At 36.7% G+C, this 22,473-nt stretch carries 23 protein-coding genes and 1 pseudogene; 4 read left to right on the forward strand and 20 right to left on the reverse strand.

Annotation, left to right across the window (positions count from 1 at the left end):
• From tolA to JP36_RS08960, 8 genes are all read right to left on the reverse strand, one after another.
• Positions 1–632 (reverse strand): cell envelope integrity protein TolA (gene tolA, locus JP36_RS08930; protein WP_039173989.1); only part of this gene is annotated, 632 nt, incomplete at its 3' end.
• Between the two features lie 16 nt (positions 633–648).
• Positions 649–1,071 carry a colicin uptake protein TolR gene (gene tolR, locus JP36_RS08935; RefSeq protein WP_013746816.1) on the reverse strand — a complete coding sequence of 141 codons (423 nt, stop codon included), beginning with the start codon at positions 1,069–1,071 and terminating at the stop codon, positions 649–651.
• A gap of 26 nt (positions 1,072–1,097) precedes the next feature.
• Positions 1,098–1,787: a protein TolQ gene (gene tolQ / locus JP36_RS08940; protein ID WP_039136389.1), complete on the reverse strand. Its 690-nt coding sequence runs from the start codon at positions 1,785–1,787 to the stop codon at positions 1,098–1,100.
• Positions 1,788–1,809: 22 nt separating this feature from the next.
• The gene (gene ybgC / locus JP36_RS08945; RefSeq protein ID WP_039173994.1) at positions 1,810–2,220 is read right to left on the reverse strand and encodes a tol-pal system-associated acyl-CoA thioesterase; all 411 of its coding nucleotides are present in this window, start codon (positions 2,218–2,220) and stop codon (positions 1,810–1,812) included.
• 110 nt (positions 2,221–2,330) lie between these two features.
• The gene (gene ybgE / locus JP36_RS08950) at positions 2,331–2,618 is read right to left on the reverse strand and encodes a cyd operon protein YbgE (RefSeq protein WP_039173996.1); all 288 of its coding nucleotides are present in this window, start codon (positions 2,616–2,618) and stop codon (positions 2,331–2,333) included.
• Positions 2,619–2,627: 9 nt separating this feature from the next.
• The gene (locus JP36_RS11385) at positions 2,628–2,726 is read right to left on the reverse strand and encodes a cytochrome bd oxidase small subunit, CydX/CbdX family (RefSeq protein ID WP_018346408.1); all 99 of its coding nucleotides are present in this window, start codon (positions 2,724–2,726) and stop codon (positions 2,628–2,630) included.
• A 10-nt stretch (positions 2,727–2,736) separates the two neighbouring features.
• A complete protein-coding gene (gene cydB / locus JP36_RS08955) occupies positions 2,737–3,873 on the reverse strand; it encodes a cytochrome d ubiquinol oxidase subunit II (protein ID WP_039174001.1) in 1,137 nt (378 codons plus the stop codon).
• Between the two features lie 15 nt (positions 3,874–3,888).
• The gene (locus JP36_RS08960; protein WP_039174002.1) at positions 3,889–5,439 is read right to left on the reverse strand and encodes a cytochrome ubiquinol oxidase subunit I; all 1,551 of its coding nucleotides are present in this window, start codon (positions 5,437–5,439) and stop codon (positions 3,889–3,891) included.
• 457 nt (positions 5,440–5,896) lie between these two features.
• Between JP36_RS08960 and JP36_RS08965 the strand changes: the two genes are divergently transcribed.
• The gene (locus JP36_RS08965; RefSeq protein ID WP_039174003.1) at positions 5,897–6,187 is read left to right on the forward strand and encodes a DUF5339 domain-containing protein; all 291 of its coding nucleotides are present in this window, start codon (positions 5,897–5,899) and stop codon (positions 6,185–6,187) included.
• Between the two features lie 461 nt (positions 6,188–6,648).
• Here the strand turns inward: JP36_RS08965 and JP36_RS08970 are convergent, their stop codons facing one another.
• The 11 genes from JP36_RS08970 to JP36_RS09015 form a co-directional block, all read right to left on the reverse strand.
• Complete coding sequence (locus tag JP36_RS08970; RefSeq protein ID WP_039174006.1) at positions 6,649–8,013, reverse strand: MFS transporter; 1,365 nt, start codon at positions 8,011–8,013, stop codon at positions 6,649–6,651.
• A 119-nt stretch (positions 8,014–8,132) separates the two neighbouring features.
• The gene (gene cyoE / locus JP36_RS08975) at positions 8,133–9,020 is read right to left on the reverse strand and encodes a heme o synthase (protein ID WP_039174008.1); all 888 of its coding nucleotides are present in this window, start codon (positions 9,018–9,020) and stop codon (positions 8,133–8,135) included.
• An 11-nt stretch (positions 9,021–9,031) separates the two neighbouring features.
• Positions 9,032–9,364, reverse strand: coding sequence for a cytochrome o ubiquinol oxidase subunit IV (cyoD, locus tag JP36_RS08980; RefSeq protein ID WP_039174010.1), 333 nt, complete (start codon positions 9,362–9,364; stop codon positions 9,032–9,034).
• Complete coding sequence (locus JP36_RS08985) at positions 9,361–9,969, reverse strand: cytochrome o ubiquinol oxidase subunit III (RefSeq protein WP_039174012.1); 609 nt, start codon at positions 9,967–9,969, stop codon at positions 9,361–9,363. The genes cyoD and JP36_RS08985 overlap by 4 nt, the downstream gene beginning before the upstream one ends.
• On the reverse strand, positions 9,969–11,951 hold the full coding sequence (gene cyoB, locus JP36_RS08990) for a cytochrome o ubiquinol oxidase subunit I (RefSeq protein ID WP_039174014.1): 1,983 nt from the start codon (positions 11,949–11,951) through the stop codon (positions 9,969–9,971). The genes JP36_RS08985 and cyoB overlap by 1 nt, the downstream gene beginning before the upstream one ends.
• Positions 11,952–11,976: 25 nt before the next feature.
• Entirely contained in the window at positions 11,977–12,492 is a 516-nt protein-coding gene (locus JP36_RS11805) for a COX aromatic rich motif-containing protein (protein ID WP_231924134.1), read from the reverse strand.
• A 135-nt stretch (positions 12,493–12,627) separates the two neighbouring features.
• Complete coding sequence (locus JP36_RS11810) at positions 12,628–12,906, reverse strand: hypothetical protein (protein WP_234702177.1); 279 nt, start codon at positions 12,904–12,906, stop codon at positions 12,628–12,630.
• 425 nt (positions 12,907–13,331) lie between these two features.
• On the reverse strand, positions 13,332–13,601 hold the full coding sequence (gene rpsO, locus JP36_RS09000) for a 30S ribosomal protein S15 (RefSeq protein ID WP_021461325.1): 270 nt from the start codon (positions 13,599–13,601) through the stop codon (positions 13,332–13,334).
• A gap of 127 nt (positions 13,602–13,728) precedes the next feature.
• Entirely contained in the window at positions 13,729–16,002 is a 2,274-nt protein-coding gene (gene parC / locus JP36_RS09005) for a DNA topoisomerase IV subunit A (RefSeq protein WP_039174017.1), read from the reverse strand.
• A 15-nt stretch (positions 16,003–16,017) separates the two neighbouring features.
• Positions 16,018–17,928, reverse strand: a complete 1,911-nt coding sequence (gene parE / locus JP36_RS09010) for a DNA topoisomerase IV subunit B (RefSeq protein ID WP_039174019.1) — start codon at positions 17,926–17,928, stop codon at positions 16,018–16,020.
• 84 nt (positions 17,929–18,012) lie between these two features.
• The gene (locus tag JP36_RS09015) at positions 18,013–18,726 is read right to left on the reverse strand and encodes a YwiC-like family protein (protein ID WP_039174021.1); all 714 of its coding nucleotides are present in this window, start codon (positions 18,724–18,726) and stop codon (positions 18,013–18,015) included.
• Positions 18,727–18,908: 182 nt separating this feature from the next.
• Between JP36_RS09015 and JP36_RS09020 the strand changes: the two genes are divergently transcribed.
• From JP36_RS09020 to JP36_RS09030, 3 genes and pseudogenes are all read left to right on the forward strand, one after another.
• Positions 18,909–19,262 (forward strand): RidA family protein, encoded by a 354-nt coding sequence (locus JP36_RS09020; RefSeq protein ID WP_039174022.1) that lies wholly within the window; start codon positions 18,909–18,911, stop codon positions 19,260–19,262.
• 61 nt (positions 19,263–19,323) lie between these two features.
• Positions 19,324–19,971 (forward strand): YchE family NAAT transporter, encoded by a 648-nt coding sequence (locus tag JP36_RS09025; protein ID WP_039174124.1) that lies wholly within the window; start codon positions 19,324–19,326, stop codon positions 19,969–19,971.
• Positions 19,971–21,200 (forward strand): annotated as a pseudogene (locus JP36_RS09030) (peptide ABC transporter substrate-binding protein); the annotation flags it as partial. The gene JP36_RS09025 and the pseudogene JP36_RS09030, both read left to right, overlap by 1 nt.
• A 305-nt stretch (positions 21,201–21,505) precedes the next feature.
• Here JP36_RS09030 and JP36_RS09035 read toward each other — a convergent pair.
• Positions 21,506–22,303 (reverse strand): outer membrane protein assembly factor BamD, encoded by a 798-nt coding sequence (locus JP36_RS09035; RefSeq protein ID WP_039174126.1) that lies wholly within the window; start codon positions 22,301–22,303, stop codon positions 21,506–21,508.
• Positions 22,304–22,473 lie beyond the last annotated feature (170 nt).

Raw genomic sequence — 22,473 nt, forward strand, 5'->3', positions numbered from 1 at the left:
GCTTTAGCTTTAGCTTCAGCTGCTGCCTTTTCAGCTTTTTCCTTAGCTTCTTTTTCCGCTTTAGCTTTAGCTTTAGCTTCAGCCGCTACTTTTTCAGCTTTCGCTTTAGCATCAGCAGCTGCTTTAGCCTCTTTTTCTTTTGCCTCTTTTTTTGCTTGTGCTTCAGCTAAAGCTGCCTTTTCCGCTTGTTCCTTCGCTAATTTTTCTGCTTTCTCTTTTGCTGCTTTTTCCGCTTGTTCTTTCGCTAATTGTTCAGCTTTCTCTTTAGCTTCTTGTTCCGCCTTTTCTCTTGCCGCCTGTTCTGCTTTTTCTTTTGCTTCTTTGATCTTTTGCTGTTCTTGGCGTTCTTTTTCAGCCTGTTCTTTACTTTGCTGTTCTCTTTCTTTATCAGCTATTTCTCGTTTTGATAGCGGATTACCTTTCTTCTCTTGCTGTAATCTGCCCCATTCTTGAGCGGCAGCCCCAGTATCAACCATAATGGCACCCAAAACTTCGCCATTGCCCTCACCGCCCCCCATTGGTCTTACTTCTTCCAGTCTTGAACCGATAAAAAGTAAACCAAAAAGCAGAATGTGCAAAAGAATTGAAATCAAAACTGCTTTTTTGAATTTCTGTTGTTGATTATATTGCACAATACTATCCTAATCTTTATAGCGGATCCGTCATTAAACCCACGCTTTTTATCCCTGCGGTATGCAGTAAATTTAACCCTTTGATAATTTCTTCATAAGGTGCATCTTTTGCCCCACCAACAAGAAACAGTGTTGTATTATCCTTTTCAAATGCTTCTTTTGACATTTGAACAACCATTTCTTCGGTTAGATTTTCATTTCTTACACCATCAATAGAAAGCGTATATTGATTTGTACCGTCAACTTCCAAAATAACAGGTGTTTTATCTTCATTAGAAACGGTTTGACTGTCAGTAGAGTCCGGCAAATCAACTTGCACACTTTGGCTAATAATCGGTGCAGTAGCCATAAATATTAATAATAAAACTAACAATACATCCAAAAACGGGACGATATTAATTTCAGACTTTATTGATCGACCCTGACGACGAGATTGCATAATGTCCTCTTCAACATTAATAAAAATTAGTTATGAAAATTACTTTGACCAAATACTTTGCGGTGCAAAATTGTCGTAAATTCATCAATAAAATTTGCATAATTCTGTTCAAGCTTATTCACTCTTAAACTCAAACGGTTATAAGCCATTACCGCAGGAATTGCCGCAAAAAGCCCAATTGCAGTTGCAATTAGGGCTTCAGCAATACCAGGTGCCACCATTTGCAAGGTTGCCTGCTTAACATTACTTAATGCCATAAATGCGTGCATAATTCCCCATACTGTACCGAATAACCCGATATAAGGGCTAACTGAGGCCACTGTCGCTAAGAAAGGCACTGTATTTTCTACATCTTCAATCTCACGATTCATCGCTAAATGCATTGCACGCGAACTTCCTTGGATAATAGATTCTGATGCGTTAGGATTAGCCTGTTTAAGGCGAGAAAATTCTTTAAAGCCAACGAAAAAGATTTGCTCACTACCAGAAAGTCCGTCACGACGATTGGATAATCCTTCATAAAGTTTAGTTAAATCTTCACCTGACCAAAAGCGTTCTTCAAAAGCCATTGATTGTTTTAATGCTTTAGAAAGAATCTTACTGCGTTGAATAATAATTGCCCAAGAAATAATTGAAAATAGGATCAAAATCGAAATCACTATTTGTACAACTACACTGGCTTTAAGAAATAAGTCGAAAAAATTCAATTCAGACATTTAATGCTCCATAAATTGCCTATCACGGTTTTTCATCTTTGAGTAATCTTCTGATTTCTTGAGGAAGTGAGGTGGGTTTCATGAGATTTATATTTACGCAAGCTACTTTCACTATTGCAGAACAATAAAGTTTGTTCTCTTGAATTAACTTCTGTGTGAAAACCAAACTGGCATTTTTAACTTCAACTAAAGTCGTTTCGACAATTAATAAATCGTCTAGGCAAGCTGGGTAGCGGAAATCAATTTCCATCTGTTTAACAACAAAAGCAATACCTTGCTGTTGTATAATTTCATTTTGAGAGAACCCTTTTTCTCTCAAGAATTCTGTTCTCGCTCGTTCAAAAAAATGAAGATAGCGAGAATGATAAACAACACCCCCTGCATCAGTATCTTCATAATAGATGCGAACCGGATATGTAGAGTTATTTTTCATTGCTACTGCTATCTGTTTCTCTATAACAAAAAAGTTTCGCTATTCTAATGAACGTGCAAATTAACTGCAATAGGCTTGATGACTTAAACGTAAAAATTTTTTCTTTGCCATCACATAAAATAAATAAATATGAGTGCAATAATCGCAACAATATAAGAAAAAATCGGTAAAAACAATAATTTCCATATTGTTTTATAAATTTCCAAACCAAAGCCGTGAATCCATAGTGTCGCTACGCTCCAAAAAATAATCAACGTATAAAGCGGCGAAATACCACCATAATCCAATGCAAAGCGTTCCGTATGCAAAAAAATTGTTGCTGTTAGAATAAATGCGAGAACGAATGAAAGGGCTCGAATTGAGCCCTTATTTGTTAATTGATACAGTGTTTGAATCATATCGTATTATTACTCATCAAACTTACCAGTTTTTTCAATACTGATATTGATCACTGCTGTTAAGCAAACTGCAAATAACACGCCCAAAACCCAAGTTACATAAAACATAAATTTCTCCTTAGTATAATGAGTGTTTGTTATTTTCGATGAAGTTTTCATCGATACGACCAAACATCTTAATATATGACCAAATTGTATAGCTTAATAGGATAACTACAAAAATCACAGCTAAGATTAACATTAATGTCAATGTTAATTGGCTTGAGCTTGAATCCCATAATAATAAGCTCATTTCCGGATGAGTAATTGATGGCATTAAGAATGGGAACATTGAAACACCACAAGTTAAAATGATGCCCGCCATTGTCAATGATGAGAATAAGAAGGCAAATCCGGAACGATCCGCTTTAGAGAACACTATATTCAATAATGCAGAAACAACCGCCAATGCTGGGAAAATCCAAAGAATAGGCATTTCTTTGTAATTATTGAACCAAGCACCTTCCTGCATAATCACTTCTTTACCAAACGGTGATGTAGGAGCACTGTGATCGATCGCACTAGTTACAACGAAACCGTCTTTGAATAATAACCATACTCCAGCTAATACAAATGCAACTAAAGTGATTAACGCACCGACTTGAGAAATCACTCTTGCACGATTACGTAAATCAGCAGTTGTTTTCATTTGTAACCAAGCTGCACCTTGTGTTGTTAACATTGCTAAACTAATAACTCCACAAAGAAGTGCAAATGGATTTAATAATTCAAAGAATGATCCTGTATATTTCACTTGAACAATAGAACTAAATTCAAAAGGTACGCCTTGTAATAAATTACCAAAAGCTACCCCAAAAACAAGTGAAGGAACAAAACCACCGATAAACAATCCTAAGTCCCACGCTTTACGCCAAGTTGGATTTTCCACTTTAGCACGATATTCTAATCCAACAGGACGGAAGAATAATGCAGCTAAAACAAGGATCATTGCAATATAAAATCCTGAGAAGGATGTTGCATAAATAAGTGGGAATGCAGCAAACATTGCACCACCGGCAGTTAATAACCAAACTTGGTTACCATCCCAGTGAGGAGCGATAGAGTTAAGCATAATACGCTTTTCCACTTCTTTTTTACCTGCAAAAGGAAGAAGTGTTAAAACCCCCATATCGAATCCGTCAGTAACTGCAAAGCCAATAAGCAACACACCTAAGAGGATCCACCATACAAATCGTAGAAATTCATAATCAATCATGATTTAGGCTCCTGCTTATTTAGTTGATTGTTCAAAATAGTAACGACCTGTTTTTAATGAACTTGGGCCAAGTCGACTATATTTAACCATTAGATATACTTCTGCAACTAAGAAGATAGTATATAACGCACAAACTAGACCAATTGAGAACCAGAGATCTCCAGTTGTCAATGCAGAGTTCGCTACGCCTACCGGTAATACCTCAAAGATTGCCCAAGGTTGTCTTCCATATTCAGCTAAGAACCAACCTGATTCAATTGCAATCCACGGTAAAGGAAGCCCATAAAGCAAAGCTTTAAGTAAAAACTTGTTTTCACCAACAGTTTTTCTGATATTTGCAATAAATGCACCGATAATGAGAAGTAGTAATAAACCGCCTGCAAATATCATAATACGGAATGACCAGAAAGTAGGTCCAACATCAGGAATAGTATCGGCTGCTGCCTGTTTTACTTGTTCGTCAGTTGCATCAACAACATTATCGGTATAACGTTTTAACAATAAACCATACCCAAGATCTTTTTCCACTGCTTTAAATTGAGCAATAGTATCTGCATCTTTTTGACCTGAACGAAGTTTTTCCAATAAACCGTATGCAACCATACCATTACGTACACGTTCTTCATTTTGAACTCGTAAATCATTCAAACCGGTAATTTCTTTATCTAAAGAACGGGTTGCAATGATACCTGCAGCGTAAGGAATTTGTAATGCAAATTCATTACGACCTTCTTGTGAATTCGGAACAATAGCAATATTCCACGCAGCCGGAGCCGGTTCAGTATCCCACTCTCCTTCCATAGCGGCAAGTTTAGTTGGTTGAGCCTGACCGACTTCATAACCTGCTTCATCTCCCATAATTAAAACAGATAATATTGCAATGAAGCCAAATGTTGCCCCAATTGAGAAAGAACGTTTTGCAAAACCGATATCACGCCCTTTAAGCAAATAATAAGAACTGACTGCTAATACGAAAATTGCACCACAAACATACCCAGAAGACAAAGTATGCAAGAATTTAGTTTGTGCTTGAGGATTTAACCATAGTTCTAGGAAACTACTCATTTCCATACGCATAGTATCAAAATTGAATTCTGCGCCTACAGGATCTTGCATCCAGCCGTTTGCAACCAAAATCCACATGGCAGATAAGTTCGAACCGAATGCAACGCAGTAAGTTGATAACAAGTGTTTCGCTTTTGAAAGTCTATCCCAACCAAAGAAGAATAAACCCACGAAAGTAGATTCTAAGAAGAATGCAAGTAACGCTTCAATTGCTAATGGTGCACCGAAGATATCACCTACATAGTGTGAATAATAAGACCAGTTAGTACCAAATTGGAATTCCATTGTGATACCAGTTGTCACTCCTAGAGCAAAGTTAATACCAAACAATTTGCCCCAGAACTTAGTCATATCTTTATATACCTCTTTCCCTGTCGTTACATAGATGGTTTCCATTATTACAAGAATAAAGGACAAACCCAATGTTACAGGTACGAATAGGAAGTGGTATAGTGCAGTCAATGCAAACTGCAATCTCGAGAGTTCAACAATGTCTAACATCTCAATCAACCTCTTGTACTCAATACAAGTTTAAAAAAGATTACAAATCCTGTAATCACCCCATTAGCCATTAATCAATATCAATTAATTAGCTTAAATATCAAACTCAGGTAAAGATATGATTTATTTCACATTGAAATAAAGGATAACTCTAACCGTTTAATACATCTTTTATTTTACTCCTAAAAATGGGGTAGAGGAAACCCAAAAAGTTTTAGATTGATCACAAAATCGCATTAAAATCAAAAAAATAAATTTCAATAACAGAATATTATTTGATACATATCAATTTTTATATTTTTTGTAACATTTTATTAAAAAATTATTTTTTGATTTACCGACAAAAACAACTTTTTATTCCTTTGATGAAGTCATTTTTTATAGACAATACCTTCTTTTTTTGTTATTTTTATTGCACATTTTTTCAACGGATTTTTTAAAATCTTACGGTCAGTATATGTTTAAATTTAGTTTCTTAGTAGCGCTGTTTTTTTGTGCTTTAACTTCTAATAGTTTTGCAAACAAAAAACCTCAAATCCCTAGCCAATGTCAACAATTATTCCAACAGACAGAAGAACTCATTTCAGAAGCAGAAAAACAACCCGGAACTCATCTACAGATTGCAAACATCAAAAATAAACTATCCGAAAGCAAACAAAAAATCTTACAAATGAGCGTTGAACACCAAATTAAAAGTTGTGATAAAGGATTACTTGCATTAAATAATATGAAAGGGAAAGAAGAATAATTAATCAAAAAGATTCTATTATAGCCAATAGAATCTTTTTCTTAAAAAAAGAAAATAGATAAACTTTTACCATAAAAATAAATTTAATAATGTTTAATTATCAAAATTATTTATACTTTTAACTATATTATTTTCATTATTTGAATACTACATAATAAACAAAAATTGGGGTAATTATTCCTTATAATTACCCCAATTTTTTATCTATAGAAACCAAATAATATAGTAAACAGAATGTCTACTAAAAAGCGACTTAAAGGCTGATACTATAAGACATCAGGCTACATTCCCATCTCGTATCATTAAAGTCATTTAATATTTCTATTCACCAAACAACATATAAAATTTTTCTCTATGAATACCCCTGATTTAAAAGAGGTTACGCCTCTAAAATATATTCATCATCGTGAACATCGAGAACTAGAACTATTTAGAAATTTTTTAATGAAACTATTAACGAATTAAAATAAACCTATTTTTTCTTGTCTAGCGACTGCTGCTTCTAAAATTTGACGATTAGTCATCGTACTATCAATTTTAATATAAGCACTTTGCTCTTCAGGAATAATAATAGCCTCACACACTCCAATTTGTTGTAAGAAAAAATCTTTCCACACAGTAGAATTTCTACATTCAGTAAGACGAATACGCAAATTAGCCAAATATGGAGGTTCATTCATCGTAAAAGCAAGTGCAAGCCATAAAATAGCCAACAGCATTGCTGTTAGAAACAATACCTCTGTGCCAAAATGCCCAACAATCCAACCGCCGATACTTCCTCCGGCGGCAGCACCAAAAAACTGGAATGTCGAATAAATTCCTAACGCTGTGCCTTTGCTTCCTGCAGGTGCTTCTTTACTAATAAGGGAAGGAAGCAATGCTTCCATAAGATTAAAGCCGATAAAAAACAATAAAGTTCCAAGAATAAGCACCCACAACTGATTATCTGCACACCATAAAGTTGCTTCAGCAGCAATCAAGATCATAATACAGAGCAAGAAAACAACCTTCATTTTGCGTTTAGTTTCAGCAATAATAATCCCCGGAACTACACTTACAAAAGCAATCAACATTGTGACAAGATAAATCTGCCAATGACGATAAGCTGGAAAACCGGTCTGCTCAAAACAAAGAGGTAAAGCAATAAAAGTTGTCATCAACAAACAATGCATACAGAAAATACCAATGTTAAGTTTCATTATCTGTGGTTGTTTTAATACCTCTTTCAAACAACCTTTAATCACTGCCGATTCACTGTTACGTATGTGATATTGACTTTTTGGAATCACTGTTATGGTTAAGAAAATCCCGCCTATAGCCAATACCGCTATAAACCAAAATAACCCTTGTAAACCAATCTGGTAGGTAATGATAGGTCCTGTCACCATAGCAACCGCAAAAGTAATACCAAAAGATACACCTATAAATGCCATTGCTTTAGTACGAATCTGTTCACGTGTCAAATCGGATAATAATGCCATTACCGCCGCAGAAATTGCACCACTACCTTGTAAGGCTCGCCCAATAATCACTCCCCAAATTGAGCTAGACAAAGCAGCAATGATGCTACCAATCACAAAAATGGATAACCCTAAAATAATTAAAGTTTTACGTTCTATCTTATCAGACCATAAACCAAAAGGGATTTGAAAGATCGCTTGCATAAAACCATATATACCAATAGCTATACCGATAAGAATCTGATTCGCTCCCTGCAAATGCATTCCATAAGTAGTTAATACTGGTAATACCATAAACATTCCAAACATACGTAAGGAAAAAATTGTACCAAGTCCCCAAGTAGCTTTACGCTCTTCAACGGTCATACAATTATCATTATTAAGCACTGTTTTATTCATACTATTTTTAACAAAATTAGGAAAATATAAAAAATCTGCCCAAAGGACAGATTTTTTATATGATGCTGAGTAAGTTTATCAAACAATTAATTGGTCAAACTAACAATTGAATGTGCCGGAACCATAAAATCAATAGACATCATAATATTTAGGGTACAAATAGCAATGATAGAAAAGACAAACAATTTTCTTGCCCAAACATAATCATTATTCTCTGATTTATAACCCGATAATGCCATACATAACCACCACACACTTACAGCAGTGGCTACCACAAGGTATTTATAACCGGCATAACCACCTATTGATAACATAAGTGCAGCAAACATAAAGGCTATGATATACAGCAAAATATGATGCTTAGCAACAGCAATACCTTTTACCACTGGCAACACAGGAATATTGGCTGCTTGATAGTCCTTGAAACGGAAAATCGCAATAGCATAAGAATGTGGCATTTGCCACAAATTAAAAATAGCTAATAAAATCAATGCACCCGTATCAAATTCATTACTTACAGCACAATAACCAATAACAGGTGGAGCGGCACCAGACAAACTACCTATGAGCGTACCATAAACAGAATGGCGCTTCATATAAAGGCTATACACAAACACATATACCACAAAACCCATAACAGCCAGCCACATAGCTAGAGGATTGGCGCCAAAATAAAGGATAGCAAATCCTAAAACGCCTAATACTATGGCTAAGGTAAACGTAGTATGTACTGATACTAAACCTTTAACTAATACACGATTTTTAGTACGTTCCATTTTGCGATCAATATCACGATCAATCAGATTATTAAATGCACAACCTGATGCGACTACTAATGACACACCAAGAATCGTATAAGAAAACAGCGTATGATCCATATGCCCTTTGGCCGCTAACAGAAACCCACCGACAACCGAAATAAGATTGCCGATGATAATTCCCGGTTTGGTAACTTGTAGGTAAGATTTAATCATAGTAAACCCTATTAGCCTGCCATCATATTGGCATTCAAACTCCACATAATCCAGATGGATAATGCCACCAATAATAGAATCACAATTGCGGTAAAAATAAATGATATGAGATTCCAGCGTCCATCTTCAGAAGTTCCCATATGCAAGAAACAGACAAGCTGAACAATTAGCTGTATCACAGCAGTGACAGCAATAATTACCAATAATGATATTTTGGATGCACTGCCATTCATCACCATCAGGAATGGAATTAATGTCAAAATAACAGATAAACCAAAACCAATAAGATAGCTTTTAACACTACCGTGTTCAGTAGTGGCATAATCGTGGTTATCGTAACTCATAGCAAGCCCCCCATTAAATAAACAACGGAAAAGACACAAATCCAAACAATGTCAAGGAAGTGCCAGAATAAACTTAAACACATTAGACGAGTACGGTTAACCGCAGATAAACCGCGTGTAACCACCTGAATCATCATCACCACCATCCAAATCAATCCGGCAGTAACATGTAAACCGTGTGTACCGACCAAGGTAAAGAATCCGGAAAGGAAACCACTACGATCAGGCCCTACACCTTGTGCAATTAAATGGTGGAACTCATTGATTTCCATACCAACGAAAGCAGCACCAAATAGGAAAGTTACTACTAACCATAATAAAACCTGCCTAACATTATTGCGATTCATTGCTAAAACAGCAAACCCATAAGTAATGGAACTGAATAACAATAGGAAGGTTTCCACTAATACATAAGGTAACTCAAAAATATCTTTGCCGCTCGGTGCCCCTGCTGTACCTGGTAACAACACGATATAGGTTGCGAACAGACAAGAAAAGAGAATCAAGTCGCTCATTAAATAAATCCAAAACCCGAAAACTTTAATCGGCCCAGTATCGTGGTGTCCTTGATGGACACCGTTATGTATTACAGTATTTGTTGACATTATTGCAGCCCTGCTTGAGATAATTCTTTAAAGTGTTTATTTTCAATCGTTTCAATTTGATCGACAGGAACATAATAATCCACATCTTGATCGAAACTTTTAGCAATCCAAGTAACAACCATACCGACGAAACTCACGATTGCTAACCACCAGATATGCCATATCATTACGAAACCGAAAATCATAGTAAATACAGCAATGATGACACCCGCAGCGGTATTTTTCGGCATATGAATAGGGGCATAAGTTGTTGGTTTAGCATAAGCCACACCTTTTTCTTTGTTATCCCAAAAAGCATCACGCTCTTCTACTCTAGGAGTCACCGCAAAATTATAGAAAGGTGGTGGTGAAGAAGTTGCCCATTCAAGAGTACGTCCACCCCAAGGGTCGCCGGTGGTATCTCTGTTTTTATTTCGATCACGGATAGATACACCAAGTTGAATAAACTGACAAGCAATACCCAAAGCAATAATCACTGCACCAAGTGCTGCTACGCCGAGTAATGTATGATATTCAGGATCAATTTGTTGGCTTAATCGGCGAGTCATTCCCATAAAACCTAATGCATATAGCGGTAAAAACGCAACAATGAAACCGATTTGCCAACACCAAAATGCACGTTTACCCCATTTTTCGTTTAAAGTAAAACCGAATGCTTTAGGGAACCAGTAGTTCAATCCAGCAAAGAGCCCGAACACCACACCACCAATAATAGTGTTATGAAAGTGAGCAATTAAGAATACGCTGCCGTGTAACACAAAGTCAGCAGCCGGTACTGCCAATAGCACACCTGTCATTCCACCAATAGCAAAGGTCACAATAAAACCAATAGTCCATAACATCGGTACACTAAGTTTGATACGCCCTTGATACATCGTGAACAGCCAATTGAAAATTTTCACCCCTGTTGGAATGGAAATAATCATTGTTGCTATACCAAAGAAAGCATTAACATTTGCGCCTGATCCCATAGTAAAGAAATGGTGTAACCAAACGATGAAAGACAAGATAGTAATACATACTGTCGCCCACACCATTGAGGTATAACCAAACATTTTCTTACGAGAGAAAGTAGCTGTAACTTCCGCATAAACCCCAAACATAGGTAACACCAGAATATATACTTCCGGATGGCCCCACGCCCAGATTAAGTTGATATACATCATCATATTGCCACCCAAATCATTGGTGAAGAAATGGGTACCCAAATAACGATCTAATGTAAGTAAAGCAACGCTTGCGGTTAAAATCGGGAATGAAGTTAAAATCAACACGTTAGAACAGAAAGAAGCCCAACAGAAAATTGGCATTTTCATCAAGCTCATCCCCGGTGCACGCATTTTGAGGATAGTGGCAATAAAGTTAATCGCACTTAATGTCGTTCCTATACCCGATATCTGTAACGTCCAAATCCAATAATCGACGCCCACATCAGGACTATATTGCAATTCCGACAATGGCGGATAAGCCAACCAACCGGTTTTAGCGAACTCACCAATCCCCAAAGAGAGGTTAATCAAAACCACACTAACAGCGGTAAACCAAAAGCCTAAATTGTTTAAAAACGGATATGCAACGTCGCGAGCACCAATTTGCAATGGAATAACAATATTCATTAAACCGATCACAAACGGCATAGCTACGAAGAAAATCATAATAACACCGTGAGCCGTAAAGATTTGGTCATAGTGTTCCGGTGGCAAAAAGCCTGCGTAGCCCCCTGATGCTAAAAACTGCTGACTACGCATCATAATTGCATCGGCAAAACCACGTATTAACATAATGATAGCTAAAAAGATATACATAATACCAATACGTTTATGGTCAACAGTCGTAATCCAGTCACGCCATAACGGCCCCCACAATTTAAAATAAGTTAAAGCGATAATGACAGCAATACCGCCCAAAATAATACCGCTAACCGTTACCATCACAATAGGTTCATGAAACGGTATCGCGTCTAATGATAATTTTCCTAACATAGTTATTCCTTCGATGCTTATTTAACTATTCAGTAATTGCGACTGATGACTCATTATGTGAAATATGTGTGCTATGCCCTTGCATATCCAGCTTATGCATATGCGGACTACCAAATTTTGCCATAATGTCATAAAAGAGATTCGGAACTACACTGGAGAAATATTTCGGCTTATCATATTTACTCGGGATAGCGACTTGATTATATGCATCCATAGTGTTCAAAGAATCTGGTGACTGTTTCACTTTAGCGACCCAATCTGCAAAAGAGGCTTCATCCGGAGTAGCAATCGCGTTGAATTTCATACCCGAAAATCCTGAACCACTATAACTCGCAGAAATACCTTTATAAGTACCGGGTTCATCAGCGATCAAATGTAGTTTAGTCTGCATACCAGCCATCGCATAAACTTGGCTACCCAATTGTGGAATGAAGAAAGAATTCATCACAGTATCTGAAGTGATTTTGAATTCTATAGGGGTATTTTGTGGGAAGGCAATTTCATTCACCGTCGCAATGCCTTGCTCAGGATAAATAAACAACCATTTCCAATCTAGAGAAACGACTTGAATAGTGATTGGTTTATTCTCATGTTCTAATGGGCGGTATGGATCAAGTGAATGGGTGGTTTTCCAAGTGATGGTTCCTAAAATAAGGATAATGATGACAGGAATTCCTCAAACCACCATTTCGATCTTATTGGAATGCACCCAGTTTGGAGAGTATTTCTCTTTTACATTGCTTTCCCGATATTTTCTGGCAAATACGATTGCCATTATGATTACCGGAATCACGACAAGCAACATTAAACCGGTTGCAATCAGGATGAGATCACGCTCCGCCATCCCGATTTGACCTTTAGGATTGAGCAATACAGCATTCTCACAACCACTTAATAAAAAAGTGGCACAGATAAGTACCAAGCTCCATTTGGTCTGTTTACTACTCAGTTTCATAAAAAATAACCTCAATACAGAAACAAACTAAAGTTTTAGAGAATGAAGCACAAAATGTTTATGCTGGCAGATAAAATAACAGCACTTTTACATATGTAATCATGACTCTGCTTCTTAGGATGATATAAAAATGGAGCAATATATCAACATTTCATTAATATTTTTGTCATCTTTTTTATTAATTTTTATAATTTAAATGTATTTTTTAACTTTATACATATTAATTTAACATAGTTTGATAAACGAGGAGGTAGAAGAGATTTAAGGATTTGTACAGCTGTACAATTGATAGTAAATACTAAGAATACATATGGTTATACTCATCCGCACACATTATGTGCAAAGAGGTTGACAAAATGTATAATTGATAAAAACAAAAAAGCTCGAAAACAGGTGTTTTCGAGCTATACAAAAACGTAAAAAAATTATCGACGTAAACCTAAACTTGCGATTAATTTAGTATAACTGTCTAAGTTAGAACGTCTTAAATAATCTAACAATTTACGACGACGAGAAACCATCCCTAGTAAACCACGACGACCATGGTGATCTTTTTTGTGAACTGAGAAATGTTCTTGCAAATGGTTAATTTGTGCAGTTAATAATGCAATCTGAACTTCTGGCGAACCAGTATCTTTTGCATCACGACCGTATTCGGCGACGATTTTCGCTTTTGCTTCAGTACTTAGAGACATAAATAAACTCCTAATAAAGTTAAATTAAAACACATCGTAGCCGATCTCTAATCCAGCCACGATAAGAGTCGCATATTCTACCTTTTTACTATTGCAATAGCAAATATTTACCTTCATATTTCTGTGCTTAATTTGTTAATACAAATTCTTCCGGTTTTTCCGGTGGAATAATCTCTATTTCCGCACTATTCTGTATACCGCGTGGTAATGGAGTGCCTTTACGACCACGTTCACCGTAATAATGTCTGATTTCTTTCGCATCCAAAGTCACTTTACGCTTACCGGAACGGAATATCAAAGAACTGCCCTCTTCAATTACAAATAATCTCACCAACAACTCCTCTCTTGCTTTTGCTTTCGCAGCAGGAATATTGATAATTTTATTTCCTTTTCCTTTTGATAACTCCGGCAATTCACTGAGTGGGAAGAGTAACATTTTGTTCGCTGAAGTAATTGCCACCAATAAAACCGATTTGTTTTCAATCACTACAGGAGGCAACACTTTTGCATTTTCAGGTAATGAAATCGCCGCTTTACCTGCTTTATTACGAGTGATTAAATCTTCCGTATTGCAGACAAAACCATAACCGGCATCAGATGCCATTAATAGTGCTTGTTCTGCTTTCGGCATCAATAGCTGTTCTATCATTGCGCCTGTCGGCAATGTTAATTTACCGGTTATCGGTTCTCCTTGTGAACGAGCAGAAGGTAAAGAAAGGGGATCCAAACTATAACTCCGTCCTGTGTTATCAAGGAAAATAACCTGTTGATTAGAACGACCACAAACGTGGGACAAATAATTATCTCCCGCCTTATAACTTAAACTTTTTGGATCAATATCGTGTCCTTTGGCACAACGAACCCATCCCATTTCAGAGAGAATCACCGTTACTGGCTCTACCGGTACTAAAGCGCTTTCAGAAATCGCTTTTGCCTCCTCGCGCTCAACAATTTTCGATAATCTCGGGCTGGCATATGTTTTAGCATCTTGCTCAATCTCTTTTTTGATTAATTGATTCAAACTTTTATCTGAAGATAATATTTTTTCCAGTTGTTTACGTTCCTGTTCTAATTGTTGTTGTTCCGCTTTTAATTCAGTTTCTTCCAATTTTGCCAAATGGCGCAAACGTAAATTCAAAATCGCTTCAGCCTGAGCTTCTGATAATGCAAATCTCGACATTAACTCCAGTTTAGGTTCATCTTCATTGCGAATAATATGAATAACTTCATCAATATTTAAGAATGCAATTAACAACCCTTCTAAAATATGCAATCGTGATAAAACCTTATCCAAACGATATTGCAATCGACGAGTAACAGTTTGACGACGAAAACTAAGCCACTCAGTTAAAACCGTATATAAATTTTTCACTGCTGGTTTGCGATCCAAACCAATCATATTCATATTGACACGATAACTTTTTTCTAAATCCGTTGTAGCAAAAAGATGCGCCATTAATTCATTTTCATCGACTCGATTAGAACGAGGAACAATCACCAATCTGGTTGGATTTTCGTGATCTGATTCATCTTTAACATCATCCACCATTGGCAATTTTTTATTACGCATTTGAGTAGCAATCTGCTCAATAATTTTTGCACCTGAAGCCTGATAAGGCAGTGCAGTAATTACAATTTCACCGTCCTCTTTGCTCCATACTGCACGCATTTTTAGCGAACCTTTACCATTTAAATAGATTTTTCGCAAATCCTCTTTAGGCGTAATAATTTCTGCCTCTGTTGGAAAATCTGGAGCTTTAACAATATTTAATAATTCATCCATTGAGACATCTGGATTATCCAACAATAAAATTAATGCTTGAGCAATCTCATTAATATTATGTGGAGGAATATCGGTCGCCATTCCAACAGCAATTCCGGTAGTACCGTTCAATAAAATATGTGGTAATCTTGCCGGCAAATATTGTGGCTCATCAAGGGTACCGTCAAAATTTGGCTGATAATCGACCGTTCCTTGCCCCAATTCCGAAAGCAATAATTCTGAAATTTTTGATAAACGAGATTCGGTATAACGCATTGCCGCAAAAGATTTCGGGTCATCCGGTGCCCCCCAGTTTCCTTGCCCATCAACCAGCGGATAGCGATAAGAAAACGGCTGAGCCATCAATACCATTGCTTCATAACAAGCGCTATCGCCGTGCGGATGGAATTTACCCAGTACGTCACCGACCGTACGCGCCGATTTTTTATACTTCGTACTCGCATTCAAACCTAATTCGGACATCGCATAAATAATACGCCGTTGCACCGGTTTTAAACCATCTCCGATAAACGGCAACGCACGATCCATAATCACATACATTGAATAATTGAGGTATGCATTCTCCGTAAAATGCCCTATTGGCATCTGCTCAACGCCTTCGTAATTAATTGTACTCATCTCTCTTTACCAAACTTAAACGTTTAACTCTGCGTGATCACCTTTTTCTTGTAACCAGTTTTTACGATCATCCGCACGTTTTTTCGCCAAAAGCATATCTAACATTTCTAATGTATGATCCATTTTGTTATCACTACTTTGATTCGGTTGATAAACTAGCTGAACCAAACGTCGTGTATTTGGATCCATCGTCGTTTCACGTAATTGCAAAGGATTCATTTCGCCTAATCCTTTAAAACGCTGAACATTAATTTTACCCTTTCTGGATTTTAGACGTTCCAAAATTGCCTCTTTTTCATTTTCATCTAAGGCGTAATGCACCTCTTTACCTAAATCAATACGGTATAATGGTGGCATCGCAACATAAACGTGCCCTTCTTCCACTAATTTAGGGAAATGACGCAAAAACAATGCACATAATAAGGTAGCAATATGCAAACCGTCGGAATCCGCATCAGCTAAAATACACACTTTCCCATAGCGTAATTGAGATAAATCATCAGTATCAGGATCAATTCCTAATGCCACGGCAATATCGTGAATTTCTTGTGAACCTAGCACTTGATCACCAGCCACTTCCCAAGTATTAAGAATTTTTCCACGTAATGGCAAAATCGCCTGATATTCACGATCTCGGGCTTGTTTTGCTGAACCTCCGGCAGAATCACCCTCCACTAAAAACAACTCTGTACGACTCAAATCCTGTTGTGTGCAGTCTGCTAATTTTCCAGGCAATGCCGGACCGCTCACCAATTTTTTACGCACCACTTTTTTCGCATTGCGTAAGCGACGTTGTGCCGAAGCAATCGCCATTTCAGCCAACTGCTCTGCTTGTTGGATATGTTGATTAAGCCATAAACTAAAACTATCCTTAACTACACCGCTAACAAATACGGCACTCTGACGAGAAGATAAACGCTCTTTTGTCTGTCCAGCAAATTGCGGATCCTGCATTTTTAATGACAAAATATAAGCACAACGTTCCCAAATATCATCCGCCGTTAACTTAACACCACGTGGCAATAAATTACGAAACTCACAAAATTCTCGCATCGCATCCAACAAACCTTGACGCAAGCCATTAACGTGCGTTCCCCCTAATGGAGTCGGAATCAAATTGACATAACTCTCGCCAATGATATTACCGCCCTCAGGTAACCAGAATAAAGCCCAATTAACAGCTTCGGTATCACTTTTAAATTCACCGATAAACGGTTGTTCTGGCAAAGTGGTTACTCCATCTACAGCTTCCAATAAATAATCAGAAAGACCATCCTGATAACACCAGCGCTCTTCCGTTTGATTAACTTTATCAATAAATTTTATTTCCAATCCCGGACAAAGCACCGCTTTAGCACGTAACAAATGACGAAGACGTGAAACAGAAAATTTTGCAGAATCAAAATATTTAGCATTCGGCCAAAACCTTACAGTCGTACCGGTTGTACGTCTTCCGCAAGAGCCAACGACTTCCAATTCTTCTATTTTTTTACCATCGGAAAAAGCGATATGATAAATTTCACCATTACGTTTAACAGAAACATCAACGCGTGCAGAGAGAGCATTTACAACCGAGATCCCAACACCGTGCAAACCACCAGCAAACTGATAGTTTTTATTCGAGAATTTTCCACCAGCATGCAGTTTAGTTAAGATCAACTCAATACCAGAAATTTTTTCTACAGGGTGAATATCCACCGGCATTCCTCTCCCATTATCAATCACTTCTAAAGATTGATCCGGATAGAGAATAACCTCAATTTTAGTCGCATATCCAGCTAAAGCTTCATCAACACTATTATCAATAACTTCTTGACCAAGATGATTAGGACGGGTGGTATCGGTATACATTCCGGGACGTAATTGCACCGGTTCAAGATCCTTCAGAACAGTTATATCATTCGCATTATAAATATTTTCACTCATCTTTTTTCTGTCGCTGTTGATTACAAAGCGCAAATTCTAGCATTTTTTTAATAGCGAACAAAGGCATCACCTTTCCGTATTTAGTTATGCCGTTGCTAAATAAAGCACGATCAAAAAATAGAGGGAAATAACAAACTCGATTAAACCAATCTGTTTTACTGATAATTTGTATTTTGGTAAAAAAATTGCGCGTATCATTGGTAACAGATAAGCCAAGACAACACCAATATTAACAAACAAGCCAATAACGACACACAGTATATGAAATAAACAAGAAAGATAATAATAATACGGATTTTTCCGTTCTCGCATTACGCTTTTCACATATAAAGTCGTGCCAACAAAAAAGAGTGTAGGATAGAACGCAATTGAAATCATATTTTGATCCCATTTTTGTTGCGAAAAGAAATAAGCCGCCATTCCAGCAATCGCAAAAATCAAAATAGCAGCAATATCATTCAATAATGCTCGCTCATTTTTCTGCCTTGTATAGTAAATATTGATTAAAACAAATGGTAGCATTGCACCTAAAAAGCAAAGAATACGAGGGTTATACCATAAAGGCAAAATAGCAAACATCAAACTCGCCCCTCCATAAATAAAGGTCCAACGTCGATACAGTGCTAAATTCCTCCCTTTAAATAGTGCTAAAAACGGATAGGTCATCAGATAGAGTGAAAACCAAGATAATAGAAGAAGAAAATGTAACCAGATCGGTTTAGAAAGCAGCATTCCATATAAAAAAGGCAATAATGCCATCACAATCGCTCCGTGTTGATTAGAAATTAACGGTTTCATCAAAAACTCCTTAATAGTTGAAACATCGCTATGCAGGGCTGTAGAATGTGGTCCATTTTCGGGAAGCTCCCTTTCCAAATCAGTGTAAAATTCATAGAGCAACACTTTATCGATTGTTCTATTAATTGAAACTCATTTTACCCTTAAAATAATTCATCAGCTATAACTTAAAGGAGTGCTTTATGAGCGAAATTAAACATATTGATTCTAATAACCGCCTATCAGAAGCCACTATTTATGCAGGAATTGTCTATTTAGCAGGACAAGTTGCAGAAGACTCATCATTGAACACCTATGAGCAAACTCGACAAATTTTGCAACTTATCGATATTTTATTGGAAAAAAGCGGTTCAGATAAATCTCGTATTTTACGCGCAGAAATCTTCTTAGCTAATATAAATGACTATGCTGAAATGAATCGTGCTTGGGATCAATGGGTCGTTGCAGGTAAAGCACCTGCACGATCTACCGTTGAAGCAAAACTTGCCGATCCAAACTGGAAAGTAGAGATTGTAATTACTGCGGCGTGTAAATAACAGCTTCTTATGCCATAATAAACGCTTTCTAATTTATTCAATACTGAAATTATTAATGCTTATGACATTTATTGAAAACTTCCCTATTTATATGCAGTTTTTTATTGGATTATTTGCAGTCACTAACCCATTAGGGTCATTACCTATTTTTATGAGTATGACGAGTAACCAATATGAAACCGAACGCCAAAAAACAATGTTAGTTACATCCACCGCAATTGGTGTAGTTTTACTTACCAGCCTGTTTGTTGGTCAAGCATTGCTTAATTTTTTCAGTATTTCTATTAACTCCTTCCGTATCGCCGGTGGTCTGCTCGTTATTTCGATTGCAATGACAATGATCAGCGGTAAATTAGGGGAAGAAAAACAAAATAAAGAAGAACGGGCAACCAATTTTTCTGAAAGTGAAAGCATTGCTGTTGTTCCACTTGCAATGCCGTTAATCGCAGGACCAGGTGCTATCAGTTCAACTATTGTCTGGGCTTCACGTTATAACAGCTGGATAGATTGGCTCGGTTTCGCGATGGCTATTTTAATTTTTTCGGTAATGTGTTATGCCATTTTCCGCTCCGGTCCAATGATTATGAAATATCTCGGTAAAACTGGTAGCAATGTGGTCACACGTATTATGGGATTAATTCTAATGGCGCTCGGTATTGAGATCTGCGTTGCCGGTATCTCTAATTTATTCCCGGGGTTATTACACTGATGTGGCATAAATTTTTAAGTAAAAAAAGTTTTATTATTTGTGCATTATTGGCAATAGCAAGTTGTGATCAACAGCCTTCTTCACAAACAACAACTGCAATCACAGAAAATAAAACACCATCTCGACAAACACTTATCCGCGGAGGCGAGTTTTCACATTTTCAACTCAATCCCCAACAAGTGACAGATCTGCAAAATAGTGCGATTATTTATGATCTTTATGAAGGGTTGGTAAGTTACGATCTTCACGGCAATATTATTCCGGCTATTGCTCAATCTTGGCAAACAAAAGATAACAAAGTTTGGCTATTTTCTTTACGAAATGATGCTAAATGGTCAGATGGTTCTAGCGTTACCGCTACCGATTTTGTGAAAAGTTGGCAAAATTTATTTATAGAAAATTCACCATCAGCACAATATTTAGCTTTTATTGCAACTAAAAATGCCAAAGCTATTCTACAGAAACAGGCTGAACCGACTACATTGGGAGTAACTGCTTTAGATGAGCACCATTTGCAAATTGAACTGGATAAAGCAAATGCTAATTTTCCCTTAATGTTGGCACATATTTCCTTATTGCCAATAAAAAACTCTCTATATAACGGTGCTTATACTTTAAATAACATTGATGAAAACAAAGTAATATTAACGCGTAATCCCTTTTATTGGCAAAAATTGCACGTTTCTTTCCAAAAAGTTGAATACTGGAGGACAAATCTTATGTCAAAAGAAATTGATCTACGCTTAAATACTAATAATGATACGCAACAAACCGTACCGAAATTATGTAGCTATTATTATGAGTTAAACCCTAATCACCACACTTTAAAAAATAGTGCGGTAAGACAAGCATTAGTGAGCCTAATTTCCAGTAAAAGTGCAATTAATGGCGTGAATATTAACGGTAAAGCCAGTACTAATTTATTACCTTCATCAATGTTATTAAGCGCCTATTTCAATTCAGCACCACCAGAACAATTATTACAACAGGCAGGGATCACTATTCAACATCCATTACAGTTAAGTTTAATCGTTGATAACAACTCGACAAATATTGCTATTGCACAAAATTTAATTCGTCAGTTTTCTCAATCAGATTTAATCAGAGCAAGTATTCAGGCGAAAACCCAGCAAGAATGGTCTTTGTTGCATAGTCAACAGCAATTTCAACTTATTCGCAGTGGTTGGTGTGCCGATTACAATGATATTTCAGCATTTTTAAATAATTTTCACTCTAGAAGTCCGGATAACCTAATGCGTTATCATAACGAAAAAGTGGATCAATGGTTAGAACAGGCAATGCTAGAAACAGCAAATGAAAAACGACAACAAATTTATCAGCAGGTTCTTGACACGCTAACAACTGATGCCATTATTTTACCAATCTATCACTATTATTTACCGATAAAAATCTCTGCCGACCTTACCGGTTATGACTTAAATAATCCAACACAAATTTTTTATAGCAAAGATCTCTATCGTTCCGTACAATAAAAATGCGATCACATTGATCGCATTTTCTCTTGATAACAAGTTTACTTCAACGGTGGTTTAACGTCCGGACGTGCTTCTGGTTTGTCTAATTCAGAAAATTGTTTTTGTTTGTTGTTTGCTAAAACCTGCGCAATTTCTTGCGCCTGTTTATCTAAATGTAATGCGGCATAAGCCTGTTGCAACATTGGCAATGCTTTATAAGCATAACTTGTATCCGGATATAAACGGAGCAAATTATCTTGAATTCGATTCACCACCGCAACGTAAGCGTCACGTTTCAGATAAAATTCCGCAATTTCATATTGATGTTTTGCCAAACTTTCACGAATATAGTTCATTCGTTGTTTTGCATCTGGAGTATATTCACTGTTCGGGAAATAACGAACTAAGGTTTCAAAATTATGATAAGCATCTTCTCTCGGCTTAGTTTCGCGTGAAGAACGCTCTACTCCAAAGAAGTCCTGGAATAAATTATCCCCCAATGCCATATTGGTTAAACCAGCAATATATAGCACATAATCCAAATGAGGACCTTGTGGATATTTTTGCAAATAACGCTCCGCTGTCGACAAAGTATTCACATAATCTTCATTGCGGTAATAGGCATAAATTAAATTTAAATCTGCCTGTTGTGCATATTCGCCATATGGAAAACGATCATCCGTAGCTTCAAGATAACGAATTGCTTGACGATAATTCTCATCCTGCAAATATTCTTGAGCTTTTTGATATAATTCACTCACTGGAGCCTGCTCCACTTGCTCTTTAGAAGAATTGGAACAAGCTGATAATACCAAAGCGGATAAAGCGGTCACAACAATTACTTTTATCTTCTTCATATGCATCTAAATCCTTAAATTTTTATTAGGTGAATTGCACAACAATTACACAATTCTTGATTTGCTCTATAAACTCGTGAACAGTTAAGGTAAAATCACGACTTTAACTCTATTGGTTGCTGTTATTGTATAGTGTATCAGCAAATAATTAAATGTTTATATTACTGGAA

Source organism: Gallibacterium genomosp. 1, assembly GCF_000771875.1.
Lineage (GTDB): Bacteria > Pseudomonadota > Gammaproteobacteria > Enterobacterales > Pasteurellaceae > Gallibacterium.

Excerpts from the sequence above, each read along its gene's own strand:
- tolR (WP_013746816.1), bottom strand. The coding sequence starts at position 1,071 with ATGCAATCTCGTCGTCAGGGTCGATCAATAAAGTCTGAAATTAATATC.
- tolQ (WP_039136389.1), bottom strand. The coding sequence starts at position 1,787 with ATGTCTGAATTGAATTTTTTCGACTTATTTCTTAAAGCCAGTGTAGTT.
- ybgC (WP_039173994.1), bottom strand. The coding sequence starts at position 2,220 with ATGAAAAATAACTCTACATATCCGGTTCGCATCTATTATGAAGATACT.
- ybgE (WP_039173996.1), bottom strand. The coding sequence starts at position 2,618 with ATGATTCAAACACTGTATCAATTAACAAATAAGGGCTCAATTCGAGCC.
- JP36_RS11385 (WP_018346408.1), bottom strand. The coding sequence starts at position 2,726 with ATGTTTTATGTAACTTGGGTTTTGGGCGTGTTATTTGCAGTTTGCTTA.
- cydB (WP_039174001.1), bottom strand. The coding sequence starts at position 3,873 with ATGATTGATTATGAATTTCTACGATTTGTATGGTGGATCCTCTTAGGT.
- JP36_RS08960 (WP_039174002.1), bottom strand. The coding sequence starts at position 5,439 with ATGTTAGACATTGTTGAACTCTCGAGATTGCAGTTTGCATTGACTGCA.
- JP36_RS08965 (WP_039174003.1), top strand. The coding sequence starts at position 5,897 with ATGTTTAAATTTAGTTTCTTAGTAGCGCTGTTTTTTTGTGCTTTAACT.
- JP36_RS08970 (WP_039174006.1), bottom strand. The coding sequence starts at position 8,013 with ATGACCGTTGAAGAGCGTAAAGCTACTTGGGGACTTGGTACAATTTTT.
- cyoE (WP_039174008.1), bottom strand. The coding sequence starts at position 9,020 with ATGATTAAATCTTACCTACAAGTTACCAAACCGGGAATTATCATCGGC.
- cyoD (WP_039174010.1), bottom strand. The coding sequence starts at position 9,364 with ATGAGTTACGATAACCACGATTATGCCACTACTGAACACGGTAGTGTT.
- JP36_RS08985 (WP_039174012.1), bottom strand. The coding sequence starts at position 9,969 with ATGTCAACAAATACTGTAATACATAACGGTGTCCATCAAGGACACCAC.
- cyoB (WP_039174014.1), bottom strand. The coding sequence starts at position 11,951 with ATGTTAGGAAAATTATCATTAGACGCGATACCGTTTCATGAACCTATT.
- JP36_RS11810 (WP_234702177.1), bottom strand. The coding sequence starts at position 12,906 with ATGAAACTGAGTAGTAAACAGACCAAATGGAGCTTGGTACTTATCTGT.
- rpsO (WP_021461325.1), bottom strand. The coding sequence starts at position 13,601 with ATGTCTCTAAGTACTGAAGCAAAAGCGAAAATCGTCGCCGAATACGGT.
- parC (WP_039174017.1), bottom strand. The coding sequence starts at position 16,002 with ATGAGTACAATTAATTACGAAGGCGTTGAGCAGATGCCAATAGGGCAT.
- parE (WP_039174019.1), bottom strand. The coding sequence starts at position 17,928 with ATGAGTGAAAATATTTATAATGCGAATGATATAACTGTTCTGAAGGAT.
- JP36_RS09015 (WP_039174021.1), bottom strand. The coding sequence starts at position 18,726 with ATGAAACCGTTAATTTCTAATCAACACGGAGCGATTGTGATGGCATTA.
- JP36_RS09020 (WP_039174022.1), top strand. The coding sequence starts at position 18,909 with ATGAGCGAAATTAAACATATTGATTCTAATAACCGCCTATCAGAAGCC.
- JP36_RS09025 (WP_039174124.1), top strand. The coding sequence starts at position 19,324 with ATGACATTTATTGAAAACTTCCCTATTTATATGCAGTTTTTTATTGGA.
- JP36_RS09035 (WP_039174126.1), bottom strand. The coding sequence starts at position 22,303 with ATGAAGAAGATAAAAGTAATTGTTGTGACCGCTTTATCCGCTTTGGTA.